This window comes from Acidovorax sp. SDU_ACID1 (genome assembly GCF_045291395.1).
GTDB lineage: Bacteria > Pseudomonadota > Gammaproteobacteria > Burkholderiales > Burkholderiaceae_C > MR-S7.
In genome coordinates this window covers 2,677,343-2,693,254 of sequence record NZ_CP152342.1, presented here as the reverse complement: position 1 = coordinate 2,693,254, position 15,912 = coordinate 2,677,343, and the positions used below count along the sequence as shown (strand labels likewise).

The 15,912-nt window shown below is 70.0% G+C and carries 14 protein-coding genes; 7 read left to right on the top strand and 7 right to left on the bottom strand.

Annotation, left to right across the window (positions count from 1 at the left end; translation table 11 throughout):
• Positions 1-43: 43 nt before the first annotated feature.
• Entirely contained in the window at positions 44-1,564 is a 1,521-nt protein-coding gene (locus AAG689_RS13250; RefSeq protein WP_406622444.1) for a DASS family sodium-coupled anion symporter, read from the bottom strand.
• 354 nt (positions 1,565-1,918) lie between these two features.
• Between AAG689_RS13250 and AAG689_RS13245 the strand changes: the two genes are divergently transcribed.
• Positions 1,919-2,584, top strand: coding sequence for a 7-cyano-7-deazaguanine/7-aminomethyl-7-deazaguanine transporter (locus AAG689_RS13245; RefSeq protein WP_406622443.1), 666 nt, complete (start codon positions 1,919-1,921; stop codon positions 2,582-2,584).
• Positions 2,581-3,279, top strand: coding sequence for a 7-cyano-7-deazaguanine synthase QueC (gene queC / locus AAG689_RS13240; protein WP_406622442.1), 699 nt, complete (start codon positions 2,581-2,583; stop codon positions 3,277-3,279). Before AAG689_RS13245 ends, queC begins: the two co-directional genes overlap by 4 nt.
• Here the strand turns inward: queC and AAG689_RS13235 are convergent.
• Positions 3,263-3,970, bottom strand: a complete 708-nt coding sequence (locus tag AAG689_RS13235) for an SDR family oxidoreductase (RefSeq protein ID WP_406622441.1) — start codon at positions 3,968-3,970, stop codon at positions 3,263-3,265. The genes queC and AAG689_RS13235 overlap by 17 nt on opposite strands.
• Before the next feature lie 45 nt (positions 3,971-4,015).
• Positions 4,016-5,059 (bottom strand): helix-turn-helix transcriptional regulator, encoded by a 1,044-nt coding sequence (locus AAG689_RS13230; RefSeq protein WP_406622440.1) that lies wholly within the window; start codon positions 5,057-5,059, stop codon positions 4,016-4,018.
• A 39-nt stretch (positions 5,060-5,098) separates the two neighbouring features.
• On the opposite strand from AAG689_RS13230, the gene AAG689_RS13225 reads away from it, so the two are divergent.
• Positions 5,099-8,443, top strand: coding sequence for a fibronectin type III domain-containing protein (locus tag AAG689_RS13225; RefSeq protein ID WP_406622439.1), 3,345 nt, complete (start codon positions 5,099-5,101; stop codon positions 8,441-8,443).
• Positions 8,444-8,670: 227 nt separating this feature from the next.
• Here the strand turns inward: AAG689_RS13225 and argG are convergent, their stop codons facing one another.
• From argG to AAG689_RS13205, 4 genes are all read right to left on the bottom strand, one after another.
• On the bottom strand, positions 8,671-10,014 hold the full coding sequence (argG, locus tag AAG689_RS13220) for an argininosuccinate synthase (RefSeq protein ID WP_406622438.1): 1,344 nt from the start codon (positions 10,012-10,014) through the stop codon (positions 8,671-8,673).
• Positions 10,015-10,022: 8 nt separating this feature from the next.
• Positions 10,023-10,340, bottom strand: a complete 318-nt coding sequence (locus tag AAG689_RS13215) for a pyrimidine/purine nucleoside phosphorylase (protein WP_406622436.1) — start codon at positions 10,338-10,340, stop codon at positions 10,023-10,025.
• Between the two features lie 93 nt (positions 10,341-10,433).
• The gene (locus AAG689_RS13210) at positions 10,434-11,084 is read right to left on the bottom strand and encodes a glycine zipper 2TM domain-containing protein (RefSeq protein WP_406622435.1); all 651 of its coding nucleotides are present in this window, start codon (positions 11,082-11,084) and stop codon (positions 10,434-10,436) included.
• 117 nt (positions 11,085-11,201) lie between these two features.
• Positions 11,202-11,576 (bottom strand): ArsC family reductase, encoded by a 375-nt coding sequence (locus AAG689_RS13205; protein ID WP_406622434.1) that lies wholly within the window; start codon positions 11,574-11,576, stop codon positions 11,202-11,204.
• 20 nt (positions 11,577-11,596) lie between these two features.
• Here AAG689_RS13205 and folC point away from each other — a divergent pair, with 20 nt between their 5' ends.
• From folC to purF, 4 genes are read left to right on the top strand one after another with little or no spacing between them, the layout of a single operon-like run.
• Complete coding sequence (gene folC, locus AAG689_RS13200; protein ID WP_406622433.1) at positions 11,597-12,922, top strand: bifunctional tetrahydrofolate synthase/dihydrofolate synthase; 1,326 nt, start codon at positions 11,597-11,599, stop codon at positions 12,920-12,922.
• Between the two features lie 14 nt (positions 12,923-12,936).
• A complete protein-coding gene (locus AAG689_RS13195) occupies positions 12,937-13,770 on the top strand; it encodes an SPOR domain-containing protein (RefSeq protein ID WP_406622432.1) in 834 nt (277 codons plus the stop codon).
• Between the two features lie 26 nt (positions 13,771-13,796).
• Positions 13,797-14,285 (top strand): CvpA family protein, encoded by a 489-nt coding sequence (locus AAG689_RS13190; protein WP_020230148.1) that lies wholly within the window; start codon positions 13,797-13,799, stop codon positions 14,283-14,285.
• Positions 14,286-14,331: 46 nt separating this feature from the next.
• Positions 14,332-15,840 carry an amidophosphoribosyltransferase gene (gene purF / locus AAG689_RS13185; protein ID WP_020230147.1) on the top strand — a complete coding sequence of 503 codons (1,509 nt, stop codon included), beginning with the start codon at positions 14,332-14,334 and terminating at the stop codon, positions 15,838-15,840.
• Positions 15,841-15,912 lie beyond the last annotated feature (72 nt).

The window sequence follows — 15,912 nt, the reverse complement described above, 5'->3', positions numbered from 1 at the left end:
GGCACGCGCATTGTGTGACAGCTGGCCGCGGCCGGCTGCCGGGTCAGCCCGCGGCGGGCAGCGTCATGTAGCCCATCCACGGCCAGTAGGTCAGAGCGAACACCACCAGCAGCGCCGTGGCCGCCGCGGTGAGCACGAGGCCGGTGCGGATGTAGTCCTTGATGTCGAACGTGTCCGTGCCGTAGGCCAGCATGCCCTGGGGCGAGTTCACCGGCAGGATGAAGCCGAAGCTCACCACGAACTGCAGCAGCATCGTCATGCCGATGGGGTTGATGCCCGGCGTCTGCACCGCCTGCAGCACGCTGATGATGATCGGGATCATGGTCGAGGCCAGCCCCGTGGCGCTGGCGAAGCCCAGGTGGATCACGATCAGGAACAGCGACAGCAGCATGAAGATGGCGAAGGCCGTGGCGTTGGCCAGCCCGAGGTGCTCGACGATCAGGCGCGCCAGCCACGGCGCGGCCTCGGTCTTGAGCAGGGCCGAGCCCATGGCGATGCCCACCGCGAACAGCAGCACCGTGCCCCAGGGGAAGCCCTTCTGCGACTCCTTCCAGTCCATCACGCCGATGCGCGGCACCAGCATCAGCGCGATCGCCACGATGGTGGAGGAGGTGGTGTCCACGTCGTGCAGCACGCCCTCGGTGGCCCAGAAGCCCAGCAGCACCACGGTGATGGCCAGCAGCTTCCACTGCTTGGGCGTGGTCGGGCCCAGGGCGTCGAGCTGCTGGCGGATGGCTTCGCGCCCGCCCGCGATGTGGTCCATCTCGGGCCTGAGCATGCGCGTCATGATGAAGTAGAGCAGCACCGTGAGCACGGCCGAGAACGGCGCGCCGGCCACGAACCACTCGCCCCAGGTGATGGTCTGGCCGAACTGCTTCTCGATGAAGCCCACGGCCACCATGTTCTGCGCGGCGGCGGTCTTGATGCCCACGTTCCACACGCTGGCCGTCTGCGCGGCGGTGATGACCACCAGCGCCGCGAACTTGCTGCGCCGGTCGGCGCCGAAGGCGGTGAGGAAGCCCAGCATGATGGGCATGAGGCAGGCCACGCGCGCCGTGGCGCTGGGCACGATGAACGAGAGCAGGAAGCCCACGAGAATGGCACCCATGGCCACGTGCTTGGCCCGCGCGGGCACGTGGGCCAGCACCTGCAGCGCGATGCGCCGGTCGAGCTGCGTGGCCGTCATGGCCGAGGCGATGAAGCACGCCGCTGCCACCAGCACCACCGCGCTGTTGCTGAAGCCCGAGAGCGCGTAGGGCAGGGCGGCGCGGGTGCCCATCACCGTGCCCGCGGCCTCCTGGCCGGGCGCGGGGCTGAGGGCCAGCAGCACGATCATCAGCGCGCCGATCACCACGGCCGAGACGGCGTAGTCCAGCGCCTCGGTCATCCAGAGAATCACCGCAAACGCCAGGATGCCCAGCATCACCTGCCCCGCGTGGGGCAGGCCCGGCAGCGGCGGCATGAACGACACGGCGAGCAGCACGGCGATGGCAGCCCACAGGCCCGCGCGCCGGGTGAAGGATGGAGCGGGCGGCGCCGCGGCGGTGGAAGGGGTCGCAGTCATTCGGAACCTTTCGAAGAACGCATGCGGCCATTGTGGGACGGGAGCGGGCCGGCGGGCACGCGGCGATCGCTTTGTCATGACTTGCATCAAGCCGGAAGGCGGGCTGGAGGGCGAGTGCAGCGGGGGCGTACAATCCGCGCCTTTCGTCAATCCATGGGTTCCCTCGCCCCCATGAGGAACCTCTGCAACACCTGTGGCGCCGCACATATCTGCGGACCCGGGCGGTCTGCGTCGTTGCAAATCCTCGCCATAGCTACGGCTATGGCTGCGGTTTGCGCCTAGCAACCCATCCCGATCCGCAGCGCGTGCTTTCCGCTCCAGGTGCTGCAAAGGCTCCATTCAAAAAGGACAGCCATGACGCCCGTTCAGGCGCCGCCCTCGCGCGTGCCGCTCTACCTCTCCCTCCTGGTGGCGTTCCACATCGCCATCGTCATCGCCAGCAACTACCTCGTGCAGTTGCCGATCAACCTGCTGGGCTTCCACAGCACCTGGGGCGCGTTCAGCTTCCCGTTCATCTTCCTGGCGACCGACCTCACGGTGCGGCTGATCGGCAAGCAGCCCGCGCGGCGCGTCATCACGCGCGCCATGCTGCCGGCGCTGGTGGCGTCCTATGTCGTGGGCGTGCTGTTCCACGAAGGGCGCTTCAACGGCTGGGACTCCTTGAGCGACTTCAACACCTTCGTCTTCCGCATCGCGTTCGCCAGCTTCGCGGCCTACGTGCTGGGGCAGTTGCTCGACATCCAGGTGTTCGACCGCATCCGCCAGCAAAGCCGCGCCTGGTGGCTGGCGCCCGCGGCGGCCTCGGTGTTCGGGCAGGCGCTGGACACGGCCGCGTTCTTCTCCATCGCCTTCTGGCGCAGCCAGGATGCCTTCATGGCCGCGAACTGGGGCGAGATCGCCGTGGTCGACTACGTCATCAAGCTCGCGGTGAGCCTGCTGCTCTTCGTGCCGGCCTACGGCGTGATGCTCGCGGCCATCGTGCGCGCCATGCGCACGCCGCCCGCGACCGCGGCGGCATGAGCCGGCGCGCGCTGGTCCTGTTCTCCGGCGGGCAGGACTCCGCAACCTGCGTCGCCTGGGCACTGTCGCGCTATGCGCACGTGGAGACGCTGGGGTTCGACTACGGCCAGCGCCACCGCGTCGAGCTGGACTGCCGCGCCCGGCTGCGCGAGGGGTTGCTGGGGATGGCGTGGCCGGGGCAGCTGGGCGACGACCACCTGCTGACCGTGGACGTGCTCGGCCAGCTGGGCACGAGCGCCATGACCGACGACGTGGCCATCGCCATGCAGGCCGATGGCCTGCCAAACACCTTCGTGCCGGGGCGCAACCTGCTGTTCTTCACGCTCGCCGCCGCGCTGGCCTACCGGCGCGGGCTGGATGTGCTGGTGGGCGGCATGTCGCAGACCGATTACTCGGGCTACCCCGACTGCCGCGACAACACCCTCAAGGCCCTGCAGGTTGCGCTGAGCCTGGGGATAGACCGCCCGCTGACGCTGGAAACGCCGCTGATGTGGCTGGACAAGGCGGCCACCTGGGCGTTGGCGCACGAACTGGGCGGCGATGCGCTGGTGGAGCTGATCCGCCGCGATTCGCACACCTGCTACCTCGGCGAGCGCGGGCAGCTGTACCCCTGGGGTTACGGCTGCGGCGCATGCCCGGCCTGCGAGCTGCGCGCCCGGGGCTGGGCGCAATGGCAGCTCACACGCTGCGCATGAGCCCGCCATCCACGCGGATGTTCTGCCCGGTGATGTAGGCCGCTCCTTCCGAGGCGAGAAAGGCCACCGTCGCGCCGATCTCCTCGGCCTTGCCGTAGCGCTGCAGGGGCACCGACTGGCGCCGCTCCTCGGTTTGCGGCAGGCTGTCGATCCAGCCGGGCAGCACGTTGTTCATGCGTATGTTGTGGCGGCCGTACTCGTCGCAGAAGATCTTGGTGAACGCCGCCAGCCCCGAGCGCGCCATGGCCGAGGTGGGGAACAGCGCCGTCGGCTCGAACGCCCAGGCGGAAGAAATGTTGACGATGCTGCCCCCGCCCTGGCGCTGCATGATGGGCGCCACCAGCCGCGTGGCGCGCACCACGTTGAGGAAGTAGACCTCCAGGCCCTTGATCCAGTCCTTGTCGCTGATCTCCAGCAGCTTACCCTTGGGGCCGTGGCCCGCGCCGTTGACCAGCACGTCGATGCGGCCCCAGCGCTGCATCACCGCGTCCACCAGCTGCTGCAGGTCGGCCACGTTCTGGTTGGAGCCGGTCACGCCCACGCCGCCCAGTTCCTGGGCCAGCGCCTCGCCCTTGCCGGAGGGCGACAGGATGCCGAGGGCGAAGCCCGCTTCGTGCAGCTTCCTCGCCGCGGCGGCGCCCATGCCGCTGCCGCCTGCGACCACGATGGCCACGCGTTGTTGTTCGTTCATGAGTTGCTCCCTTATTAATAGCTGCTTGCGCTTTCTAGATAAGCGCTAGAGGCTGATTTTATGTAAATCCCTGGCCTCAAGCGGCGTCATGCCGTAGCGGCGCTTGAACATGCGGTTGAAGGTGGGCTGGTCGGCAAAGCCGCAGCGGTGCGCCACTTCGCCGACGTGCAGGTGCGCCAGCGTGCGGGTGGCGAGCAGGGCGTGGGCCATCTCCAGCCGGGTGGCCCAGATGGTGGCGGCCACGCTGCCGCCCTGGGCCGCGAACACGCGGTACAGCGTGGCCCGGGAGCAGCCGATGGCGGCTGCCAGGCGCTCGGGTCCCAGGTCGGGGTCGTGGCAATCGCGGCGGATGGCGAGCAGGGCGGCCTGGTGCAGGCCGCCCGCCAACTGCTCCTCGTGCAGGCGCAGGCCGCGCTCCGTCTGCAGCCCAGCCAGGGCCATGTCCACCGCCGCGCCGATGGCGGCGGCGCGCTGGTCGGGGGTGAGCCACGGCATTTGCGCGCCCAGCAGCCGCAGGTGCGAGCGCAGCAGCGTGGCCAGCCCGCGCCGGGGCAGGCGCTGGCCCGCGAGGATAGAGGCATCGCCGCCCAGCGCCTGCTCCACGCGCTGGCGCGAGCAGATCAGGCTGATGTCGTCGTGCGCGGGGCGGATGGTTTCCATGCGCTGCGCGTAGTCCATGACGAACACATCGCCGCCGCGCAGCACGTGGCGGCCGCGGTGGATCAACTGGATGGGCTGGGCCGAGGCCAGCAGGGTGATGCTGATGTCGTCGCAGCTGTCGCGGCGGATGCGCGCGGCGTCGCGCAGCGCGTGGCCCGCGTCGGAGGTGTGCTGCACGAAGTCGGTCTGCGGGCCGACCACGTGCACCAGCCGCGCCTCCAGCCGCCGGTGCGGGCCGGACGTGGGCGCCGCCAGCAGCTCGATGCGCCGCAGCACGCCGTCACGCCAGTAGGCCATGGCGTGGCGCGCGGACTGCGCCTGCGTGGACAGCACGGACATCTGGCCCCAGGGGCGCGTGTCGGCATGGCGCGCGACGATGTCCAGCGGAGACGCTGAATCAAAGGTGCCCTGCGCAGGTTGAGACGCCAAACCTATCACCTCCTGAGCGGCGCATTCTACAAACGCCGCATGACTTTGCTTCGTGTTTCCACCTTGCTTCGGCGCCTGCTGCCGGGCGCCTTGCTGGCCTTGCTGGCGCTGTCCGCTGCCCACGCGCAAAACCTTGATTACGGCTTCGACCCTGACGTGAATGCCCAGGTGTACGCCGTGGCCATCCTGCCGGGCGGGCAAATCGGGCTGGGCGGCGGGTTCACCACAGTGGGCGGCACCGCGCGCCAGTACCTGGCCCGGCTGGGCCCGGGCGGCGCGCTGGACGCGAGCATGGCCCGCTCCCCCAACGCCCCCGTCCGGGCGCTGGCCGCGCAGGCCGACGGCAAGCTGCTGGTGGGCGGCAGCTACGGCCAGGTGAACAGCAATGTGCGCTACGGCCTGTCGCGCATCGATGCCAGCGGCGCGCTGGACGCAGGCTTTGCCCCCATCGTCATGAACAGCAGCGGGACGGCCTACGTTCTGGCCCTGGCGGTGCAGCCGGACGGCAAGATCCTCGCGGGCGGCGTGTTCACGTCCCTGCAAGGCGCGCCGCGCGCCGCGCTGGGGCGTTTGAACGCCAGCGGCGCGCTGGACGCCACCTTCAAGAACCCCGCCATCAGCCACGCCAGCGGCACGCCCCAGGTGCTGGCGCTGGCCGTGCTGCCCGGCGGCAAAGTCATGGTGGGCGGCAACTTCACGCACGTGGGCGGCCAGCCGCGCGCCAACCTGGCGCGGCTGAACGCCGATGGCACGCTGGACGCCAGCTTTGCCCCGCAAGACGCCAACGGCGTGGTGCGCGCCCTGGCCGTGCAGGCCGACGGCGCGGTGGTGGCGGGCGGCGAATTCACCACCCTGGGCGGCCAGCCGCGCAGCCGCATCGCGCGGCTTAACGCTGATGGCAGCCTGGATGCGGGCTTTGCCGCCAGCGCCAGCACCAGCGTGCACACCGTGGCGGTGCAGGCGGACGGCAAGGTGGTGTTCGGCGGCCAGTCCTTGCTGGCGCGGCTCCATGCCGGCGGCACGCCCGACGCTACGTTCAGCGCCACCACCACCGGCATCGTCCAAAGCCTGGCCGTGGACGCCAGCGGGCAGATCGTGCTGGGCGGCACCTTCACCAGCGTCAACGGCCAGCCGCGCAACCGCATGGCCCGCCTGCACCCCGACGGCACGCTGGACGCCACCCAGCCCGCTAGCGCCGACAACACCGTGCTGGCCCTGGCCGCGCAGGCCGACGGCAAGCTGCTGATGGGCGGCAATTTCACGGGCCGCCTGGCGCGCCTGAACGCCGACGGATCGGCGGATGCCGCGTACACCCGCACCGCCGACGGCACGGTGTACGCCCTGGCCGTGCAGCCCGGCGGCCACGCGTTGGTGGCGGGCAACTTCAACGACCCCGGCCCTTCCATCGCCCGCCTGCATGCCGACGTCACGGTGGATGCCGCCTTTGCCGCCCAGGTGGGCACGGGCCCCGATGGCTCTGTCTATGCACTGGCGCTGCTGCCCGGCGGCGACATCGTTGTGGGCGGGTCGTTTCAAACCTGGAACGGCACGCCGCGCAACCGCCTCGCGCGCCTGGCACCCGACGGCAGCCTGCGCATGGACTGGAACCCCGGCGCCAGCAACGCCGTGCAGGCCCTGGCCGTGCAAGCCGACGGCAAGCTGCTGGTGGGAGGGTATTTCGACCACGTCGGCGCGCAGGCGCGCAACCACATCGCCCGTCTGCACGATGACGGCAGCGTGGACGCCGGATTCGACCCCGCGCCCAACGGCTTTCATGTGGCCTCGCTGGCCGTGCAGGCGGACGGCAAAGTTATCGTGGGCGGCTTCTTCACCCAGATCGGCGCGCAGCCGCGCAACTACCTGGCGCGGCTGATGCCCGACGGCACGCCGGACAGCTTCAACGTCAATACCGACGGCCCCGTGTGGAGCATCCTCCTGCAGGGAGACGGCAAGATCGCCGTGGGCGGCGAGTTCTACACCATCAACGGCAACCCCGCGCGCGGCATCGCCATGCTGGACGGGGCGGGCACCTTCCTTCCCACCGGCCTGGGCGCCAACCAGGTCGTCTACGCCCTGGCCCTGCTGCCCGGCGGCAACCTGGCGGCGGGCGGCGCGTTCACCCAATTCAACGGCCAGCCGCGCAACGGCATCGCCCGCGTGTCCATGCCCGCCGCGCCGCTGCAAACCCTGCGCGCCACCGCCACGCGCGACGGCCTGCGCTGGCTGCGCAGCGGCGCCGCGCCCGAGCTGGCGCACGCGCGCTTTGCCTACGCCACCACCGAAAACGCGCCCGACGCCGCCTGGACCGACCTGGGCGCCGCCGCGCGCATCACCGGCACCCCGGGCGGCTGGGCGCTGGACGGCCTGGCGCTGCCCCAGGGCCAGCGCCTGTGGGTGCGCGCGCAGGGGCCCGCGCAGGGCGGCTACGGCAACGGCTCGGCATCGCTGGCGCAGCACACCGCCATGCTCTACCTGGCCGCGGCGCCCGATGTGCCCGCTGCGCCGACCGCCACGGCGGGCGACGAGCAGGTGACCCTGGCGTGGGCGGCCCCGGCCGACGGCGGCAGCCCCATCACCAGCTACACCGTGACCGGCGCGCCGGGCGGCACCTGCACGCCCGTGCCCGTCACGGCCACCACCTGCACCGTGACGGGCTTGGCCAATGGCACGACCTACACCTTCACCGTGGCCGCCAGCAATGCGATGGGTGACGGCGCAGCGTCGCCTCCGTCCGCCTCCGCCACGCCGCAGCGCGCGCAGACCATCACCTTCAACGACCCCGGCGCGCAGTCTTTTGGCACCACGCTCACGCTGGGGGCCACGGCCAGTTCCGGCCTGCCGGTGGCGTATGCGGCGTCGGGCGACTGCACCGTCAGCCTGGGCGTGGCCAGCTACACCGGTGCGGGCAACTGCACCATCACCGCCACGCAGCCGGGCGACGCGGCCACGCTGCCCGCCGCGCCCGTGGCGCACGCCTTCGCGGTGCTGGCGGCGCCGCCGGGCGCACCCACGTCCGCCATGGCCACGCCGCTCGGCCCCACCGCCATGCGCATCACTTGGATGGCGCCCGCCAGCAGCGGCGGCAGTCCCATCACCGACTACACCGTCACCGCCAGTCCTGGCGGCCTGGGCTGCACCACCACGGGCGCGCTCACCTGCGACGTGGCGGGCCTGGCGCCCGGCACGGCCTACAGCTTCACCGTGGTGGCGAGCAACGGCGCGCAGGCCAGCGCGCCATCGGCCGCCACCAGCGCCAGCACCCCCGCAGCGCCGGTGCCGCCCGCAGGCGCGCAGGCCATTCCCGCGCTGTCGCAGCGGGCCGTGCCGTGGCTGGCCGTGCTGCTGGCGGGTGTGGCCTGGATCAAGAGGAAAAAAGCCCTCTAGCGCTTGATGGACAGGCGCAAGCAGCTATCAAAAAATGAGTCAATGACCCCACTAAAGGAATTCACCGCCGTGCCCACCCGCCTGCGCGCGGCCACGCCCTGGTCATCCGTCGGGATGGCTGGCGGCCATGGGCATGGCCAAAAAAAGCAGCCGGGGTGAGCGGCTGCTTTTGTTTTGATAGCTGCCAGCGCCTGTCTATCAAGCGCTGGAGGCCGATTAGGCTCTGATTATTTCTTGGCGGAGCCGTCTTCCAGCTGCGCCAGCGCCGCATTGCCGCCCAGCGACAGCAGCCCGGCCTTGGAGTACACGCCCAGCTTGCCGCGCGTGTCCACGATGTCGAGGTTGCGCATGGTGAGCTGGCCGATGCGATCGAGCGGGCTGAACGGCGCGTCTTCCACCTTCTCCATCGACAGGCGCTCGGGGGCGTAGGTCAGGTTGGGGCTGTCGGTGTTCAGGATCGAGTAGTCATTGCCCCGGCGCAGTTCCAGCACCACGGTGCCGGTGATGGCGCGGGCCACCCAGCGCTGGGCGGTTTCGCGCAGCATGATGGCCTGGGGGTCGAACCAGCGGCCCTGGTAGAGCAGGCGGCCCAGCTTGAGGCCGTTCATGCGGTACTGCTCGATGGTGTCCTCGTTGTGGATGCCGCTGACCAGGCGCTCGTAGGCGATGTGCAGCAGCGCGAGGCCGGGGGCCTCGTAGATGCCGCGGCTCTTGGCCTCGATGATGCGGTTCTCGATCTGGTCGCACATGCCCAGGCCGTGGCGGCCGCCGATGCGGTTGGCTTCGAGGAACAATTCCACCGGGTCGCTGAACTCCACGCCGTTCAGGGCCACGGGCTGGCCTTCCTCGAAGCGCACGGAGACTTCCTCGGCCTTCACTGGCACGTCGTCCTTCCAGAACGCCACGCCCATGATGGGGTTCACGATGCGGATGCCGCTGTTGAGGAACTCCAGGTCCTTGGCCTCGTGCGTGGCGCCGAGCATGTTGCTGTCGGTGCTGTAGGCCTTCTCGGCGCTCATCTTGTAGCCGAAGCCTTCCTTGGTCATGAAGGCCGACATCTCGGCGCGGCCGCCCAGTTCGTCGATGAACAGCTGGTCCAGCCAGGGCTTGTAGATCTTGAGCGAGGGGTTGGTCAGCAGGCCGTAGCGGTAGAAGCGCTCGATGTCGTTGCCCTTGAAGGTGGAGCCGTCGCCCCAGATGTGGACGTCGTCCTCCTTCATCGCGGCCACGAGCATGGTGCCGGTGACGGCGCGGCCCAGCGGGGTGGTGTTGAAGTAGGTGGCGCCAGCGGTGCGCACGTGGAAGGCGCCGGCCTGCAGCGCGGCGATGCCTTCGTGGGCGAGCTGCGTGCGGCAGTCGATCAGGCGAGCCTTCTCGGCGCCGTATTCCATCGCCTTGGCGGGGATGGCGTCGTAGTCGGGCTCGTCGGGCTGGCCCAGGTTGGCGGTATAGGCGTAGGGCAGGGCGCCCTTGTTCTTCATCCAGCGCAGCGCGGCGCTGGTGTCGAGGCCGCCCGAGAAGGCGATGCCGACTTTTTGCCCCTTGGGCAGGTTTTGCAGGATGGTGGCCATGGTGCGGATCAGCCGTAGTGGCAGATGTAGTGGTAGGCGTCGGTGACGCGGATGTCGAACTTCGAGTTGCCGGGCACGCTGAACTGGTCGCCGGGGCCGGATTGGACCCAGGCATCGCTGCCGGCGAGCTTGTATTCGCACGAGCCGCCCACGCATTCCATGACCTCGGGCGCGCCCGTGCCGAAGGTCAGCGTCGCGGGCAGCACCACGCCCACCGACTTCCGGGTGCCGTCGGGGTAGGTGATGCCGTGGCTCACGCACTTGCCGTCGAAATACACGTTGGCCTGGGTGGTGACGGAGACGCCGTCGATTTTCTCGGTGGTCATGGATGGGGCAATGGGCTGAAAGGACAAACCCGCAATTCTATGGCGTGAAAAAAGGAGCCCTGGGGGCTCCTTCGTGGCGGGGTGGGCGCGTGGTTAACGCCAGTAGTGCGGGTGGCGCGGCGGACGGTACGGGTAGCCGTAGGCGTCGCGGTACTCGATCACGGTGACGGGCGGTTGCGACACATAGGCGGGCGGGCCGGGCTGGGTGGACACCACCACGCCGGGCTGCGGGTAGCCGCTGTCGCCGTACGAGGAGTAGGTGGCCGGGGGCGGGGCCTGCACCGCGGGCTGCACGGACAGGGGGATCCAGTGGCCCGGGTCGCTTTGCGTGCGGGTCGTGTACTGCCGGCCGGCGTATTCGTACACCACGTCGTAGCCGACCACGCGGTTGTCGTAATAGGTTTCCGTGGTGCAGCGCTGCACGTTCTGGTAGCCGGGGCGGCCGCCTTCGACCTGGTTGCCCAGCAGTGCGCCGCCGACCACGCCCAGCGCCGTGGCCGCCGCGCGGCCGCTGCCGCCGCCGATGGCATTGCCCGCCGCGCCGCCGGCGATGGCGCCCAGCACGGCGCCCGCACCCGTGGTGGGCCGCGCGCCGCTGTAGACGGTTTCATTGCCGCACACCTGCTGGGGAATCGCCACCTGCTGCGTGATGGGCGTGGCGGACAGCACGCGCCCCTGTTCCTGCTGTGCCTGGGCCGCCAGCGCAGTGGCGGCCAGGGCGGTGAAAACGAGGGTTTTGTTCATGGCGGAAATCGGCTCCTTTCGGTTGGCATACAACGCGCCAAGCCGGGAATAAGTTTCAGGTCCGCGCATGAATGCGCCGGGGCCGGCCCGTAAATCTGCGTAAAGAGTCGTATGCCTTTATTTGGAGGCTCCGGCCAGCCGTTCGTTCCACGCATCGGCGTCGAAGCCCACGGTGACGGCGCCGTCGCCCCATTCGACCACGGGGCGCTTGATGACGGACGCGTGCTCCACCATCAGCGCCGCAGCGCTGGCGGCATCCTGCGCGCGGGCCTGCACGGCAGGGTCGAGCTTGCGCCAGGTCGTGCCCTGGCGGTTGAGCAGTTTCTCCCAGCCCACGGCGGCCATCCAGGCGGGCAGGCGCTCGGCGGGCACGCCCTGCTTCTTGAAGTCGTGGAACTGGACGGGTGCGCCGCGCTCCGAGAGCCAGGCGCGGGCCTTCTTCACGGTGTCGCAATTGGGGATGCCGTACAGGGTGATGGTGGAAATGTTCATGGGCGACAATTCTGCGCTCTATGCAATCCCTCCCCCAGACCCTGGAAGGCTGGCTCGCCCACTGCGAGCGGCTGCACCCCAAGAACATCGACATGGGCCTGGCCCGCGTGGGCGAGGTCGCGCGCCGCATGGGCCTGGCCTTCGGCTGCCCCGTGATCACCGTGGCGGGCACCAACGGCAAGGGTTCCACCTGCGCCATGCTGGAGGCCGTGGCGCTGCAGGCGGGCTACCGCACGGGTGTCTACACCTCGCCGCACCTGGTGCATTTCGAGGAGCGCTGTCGCATCCACGGCGAGACCGTCGCCGCTGCGGACCTGGTAGTGCACTTCGCAGCGGTGGAAAGCGCCAGGACCCAGAATGGCGACGAAGTCTCGCTGAGCTATTTCGAATTCACCACGCTGGCCATCCTGCGGCTGATGAGCCAGTCGCGGCTGGACGTGGCGATCCTGGAGGTGGGCCTGGGCGGCCGCCTGGACGCGACCAACGTCATCGACACCGACTGCGCCATCATCACCAGCGTGGACATCGACCACGTCGAGTTCCTCGGCACCGACCGCGAGACCATCGGCCGCGAGAAGTCCGGCATCATGCGCACGGGCCGCCCGGTGGTGGTGAGCGACCCCGTACCGCCGCAGAGCGTGATCGACCATGCGCGCGAGATCGGCGCCGACCTGTGGCGCTTCGGGCAGGACTTCAACTTCTCCGGCGACAAGCAGCAGTGGGCCTGGGCCGGACGCGGGCGGCGCTACGCGGGGCTGGCGTATCCGGCGCTGCGCGGGGCCAACCAGCTCGTCAACGCCTCGGGCGTGCTCGCCGCGTTCGAGGCATTGCGCGAGCGCCTGCCCATCACCGCGCAGGCGGTGCGTGCGGGCCTGGCGCTGGTGGAACTGCCGGGGCGCTTCCAGATCGTGCCGGGCCAGCCCACGCTGGTGCTGGACGTGGCGCACAACCCGCACTCGGTGGCGGCGCTCACCGCCAACCTCGATGCAATGGGCTACTTCCCGACCACGCACGCCGTCTTCGGCGCCATGGCCGACAAGGACCTCGCTCCCATGCTCGCCAAGGTCGGGCCGCTGATCGACCGCTGGTACTTCACCGACCTGCCCACGCCGCGCGCGGAAAGCGCGGCCAGCCTGCAGCAGAAATGGAACGCGCTGCAGATGGTCGCGGGCGGGCGCCGGCCCGTCGCCACCAGCCTGCACGCCAGCCCGCAGAAGGCGCTGGCCGCGGCCGTGGAGGCAGCGGACCCGGCTGATAGAATCGTGGTCTTTGGCTCGTTCTACACGGTGGGCGGCGTGCTCGAAAACGGGGTGCCCCGCCTGCAGGCCAAACATCTGGGCGCATAGCGAGTCCCCTGTCCATGGCATTTTTCAAGTTTCGTTGGCCCGGCAAGCAAGCGCCCCAGGGCGACAACGGCAAGCCCGCCAAGCGTTCCCGCACCTCCTCCCAGGCCGAAAGCATCGAAGAGATGCGCCGGCGCGCACGCCATCGCCTCATCGGCGCCGCCGTGCTGGTGCTGGCCGGCGTGGTGGGCTTCCCGCTGCTGTTCGATACGCAGCCACGCCCCATCCCGGTGAACGTGGCCATCGACATTCCCGACCGCAACAAGGTGGCTCCCCTGGTGGTGCCGCACCCCGGCACCGCCGCGCCGGCCACCCCGGCCGAACCGGCGGGCGCCGGCCTGGACGCGGGCGAGGAGGTGGTCGCCAGCAGCCCGCGCAGCACGCCCGCGCCGCAGCCGGCGCCCCCGCGTGCTTCCGAACCCAAGCCGTCGGCTGCGCCCGCACCGAAGCCTGAGCCTAAACCCGAGCCGAAGCCCGAACCCCGGCAGGAGCCCAAGCAGCCTCCCAAGCCCGAGCCCAAGGTGGAGCCCAAGCCCGCGCGCACGGACGACGCGGAGCGCGCCCGCGCACTGCTGGAGGGGCGGTCCGCCACGGCCGCCGCCAAGCCCGATGCGGGCGATCCGGGCCGCTTCATCGTGCAGGTGGGCGCGTTCGCCGATGCCGACAAGGCGCGCGAGGTGCGCGACAAGCTGGAGCGCTCGGGCCTCAAGACCTATACGCAGGTGGTGGACACCAAGGACGGCAAGCGCACCCGCGTGCGCGTGGGCCCGTTCGGCAGCCGCGCGGAGGCCGACAAGGCGGCCGAGCGCGTCAAGGGTGCCGGCCTGGCGGGCGCGGTGCTGGCGCTGTGAACCGCGCCAGCGGCGGATGACGGCCCATGGCGGCGCTGGACTGGATCTTCGTGGTGGTGCTCGCCGCATCGCTGCTGATCGGCGCATGGCGCGGACTGGTGTTCGAGCTGCTGTCGCTGGCGGGCTGGGTGGCGGCGTTCTTCGCGGCGCAGTGGTTCGCCGATGACATGGGGGCGCTGCTGCCCATGGGCGAGGCGGACGCCACCTGGCGCCACGTGGCGGGCTTCGCGGTGGTCTTCGTCGCCGCGGTGTTCGCCTGCGGGCTGCTGGCCTGGGTGACTAAGAAGCTGGTCGAGGCCGTGGGGCTGCGCCCCGCCGACCGCGCGCTGGGCGCGCTGTTCGGAGTGCTGCGCGGCGTGGTGCTGCTGCTGGCCGTGGCGCTGGTGGCCGGCTGGACGCCGGTGGCGCAGGCGCCGTGGTGGAGACAATCGCAGGGTGCGCCGCTGTTGGAAGCGGCGCTCAAGGGGCTCGCGCCCGCCCTGCCCGAGGAATTGGGAAGGCATCTGCCTTCGTGATGGCATGTTGGCGGGAGGCTCCCGCCCATCGAATGGAACTGCAACTATGTGTGGAATCGTCGGCGTGGTCAGCGCCAGCCCCGTCAATCAGCTGATCTATGACGCCTTGCTGCTGCTGCAGCACCGGGGGCAGGACGCCGCGGGCATCGTCACCCAGGACGGCCGCAAGTTCTTCATGCACAAGGCCAAGGGCATGGTGCGCGACGTGTTCCGCACGCGCAACATGCGTGCGCTGCCGGGCCCGATGGGCCTGGGCCAGGTGCGCTATCCCACGGCGGGCAACGCGTCGAGCGAGGAAGAGGCGCAGCCCTTCTACGTGAATGCGCCCTTCGGCATCGTGATGGTGCACAACGGCAACCTTACCAACGCCAAGCAACTGCGCCGCGAGCTGGCCGACACCGACCACCGCCACACCAATACCGAGAGCGACTCCGAGGTGCTGCTCAACGTGCTGGCGCACGAGCTGGCCCGCGCCAGCAGCGGCGCGCCGCTGCGCTCGGAGGACGTGTTCGCCGCCGTGCGCGCGGTGCACAAGCGCATCAAGGGCTCGTACGCGGTGATCGCGCTGATCGCGGGCTACGGCCTGCTGGCCTTCCGCGACCCGTTCGGCATCCGCCCGCTGTGCATGGGCAAGGGAGCCGACGGCACGGTGATGCTGGCCAGCGAGTCCGTGGCGCTGGAGGGCACGCTGCACCGTCTGGAGCGCGACATCGCCCCGGGCGAGGCGGTGTTCGTGCACACGGACGGCCGCGTCGAGACGCAGCAGTGCGCCGAGACGCCGCGGCTCAACCCCTGCGTGTTCGAATACGTCTATCTGGCCCGCCCCGATTCGGTGATGGACGGCATCTCCGTCTACCAGGCGCGCCTGAACATGGGCGAGACGCTGGCCAAGCGGGTGATCTCCACCGTGCCGCCGGGCGAGATCGACGCCATCATCCCCATCCCCGAGTCCAGCCGCCCCAGCGCCATGCAGCTCGCGCAGCTGCTGGGCATCCCGTACCGCGAAGGGTTCGTGAAGAACCGCTACGTGGGCCGCACCTTCATCATGCCGGGGCAGGGCGTGCGCAAGAAATCCGTGCGCCAGAAGCTCAATGCCATCGGCAGCGAGTTCAAGGGCCGCCGCGTGCTGCTGGTGGACGACTCCATCGTGCGCGGCACCACGTCCAAGGAGATCGTGCAGATGGCGCGCGACGCGGGCGCGGTGAAGGTCTACCTGGCATCGGCCGCGCCGCCGGTGCGCCACCCCAACGTCTACGGCATCGACATGCCCACGCGCGGCGAGCTGGTGGCGCACGGCCGCACGGTGGAAGAGATCCGCCAGGTGATCGGCGCCGACGCGCTGATCTACCAGGACGTGCAGGCCATGAAGCAGGCCGTGGGCAAGATCAACCCGCGCGTGGAGGGCTTCGAGGCCTCGTGCTTCGACGGTGTCTACATCACCGGCGACATCTCCGACGAGGAGGTGACGGCGCTCAACGAGGGCCGCCAGCGGGGCGGCGAGGAAGAGGGCGACGACACCTCGCGCCTGTCGCTGCCGAATGCGCAGGAAGCCTAGAACTTAAAAATGTGAGCTGCTCGCGCTTGCTGTACAAGGATTTCAGCATGAAAAGTGCCTGAAACCATTGCC

Coding starts and splice junctions, on each gene's coding strand:
- AAG689_RS13250 (WP_406622444.1), bottom strand. CDS start 1,564: ATGACTGCGACCCCTTCCACCGCCGCGGCGCCGCCCGCTCCATCCTTC.
- AAG689_RS13245 (WP_406622443.1), top strand. CDS start 1,919: ATGACGCCCGTTCAGGCGCCGCCCTCGCGCGTGCCGCTCTACCTCTCC.
- queC (WP_406622442.1), top strand. CDS start 2,581: ATGAGCCGGCGCGCGCTGGTCCTGTTCTCCGGCGGGCAGGACTCCGCA.
- AAG689_RS13235 (WP_406622441.1), bottom strand. CDS start 3,970: ATGAACGAACAACAACGCGTGGCCATCGTGGTCGCAGGCGGCAGCGGC.
- AAG689_RS13225 (WP_406622439.1), top strand. CDS start 5,099: ATGACTTTGCTTCGTGTTTCCACCTTGCTTCGGCGCCTGCTGCCGGGC.
- argG (WP_406622438.1), bottom strand. CDS start 10,014: ATGGCCACCATCCTGCAAAACCTGCCCAAGGGGCAAAAAGTCGGCATC.
- AAG689_RS13215 (WP_406622436.1), bottom strand. CDS start 10,340: ATGACCACCGAGAAAATCGACGGCGTCTCCGTCACCACCCAGGCCAAC.
- AAG689_RS13210 (WP_406622435.1), bottom strand. CDS start 11,084: ATGAACAAAACCCTCGTTTTCACCGCCCTGGCCGCCACTGCGCTGGCG.
- AAG689_RS13205 (WP_406622434.1), bottom strand. CDS start 11,576: ATGAACATTTCCACCATCACCCTGTACGGCATCCCCAATTGCGACACC.
- folC (WP_406622433.1), top strand. CDS start 11,597: ATGCAATCCCTCCCCCAGACCCTGGAAGGCTGGCTCGCCCACTGCGAG.
- AAG689_RS13195 (WP_406622432.1), top strand. CDS start 12,937: ATGGCATTTTTCAAGTTTCGTTGGCCCGGCAAGCAAGCGCCCCAGGGC.
- AAG689_RS13190 (WP_020230148.1), top strand. CDS start 13,797: ATGGCGGCGCTGGACTGGATCTTCGTGGTGGTGCTCGCCGCATCGCTG.
- purF (WP_020230147.1), top strand. CDS start 14,332: ATGTGTGGAATCGTCGGCGTGGTCAGCGCCAGCCCCGTCAATCAGCTG.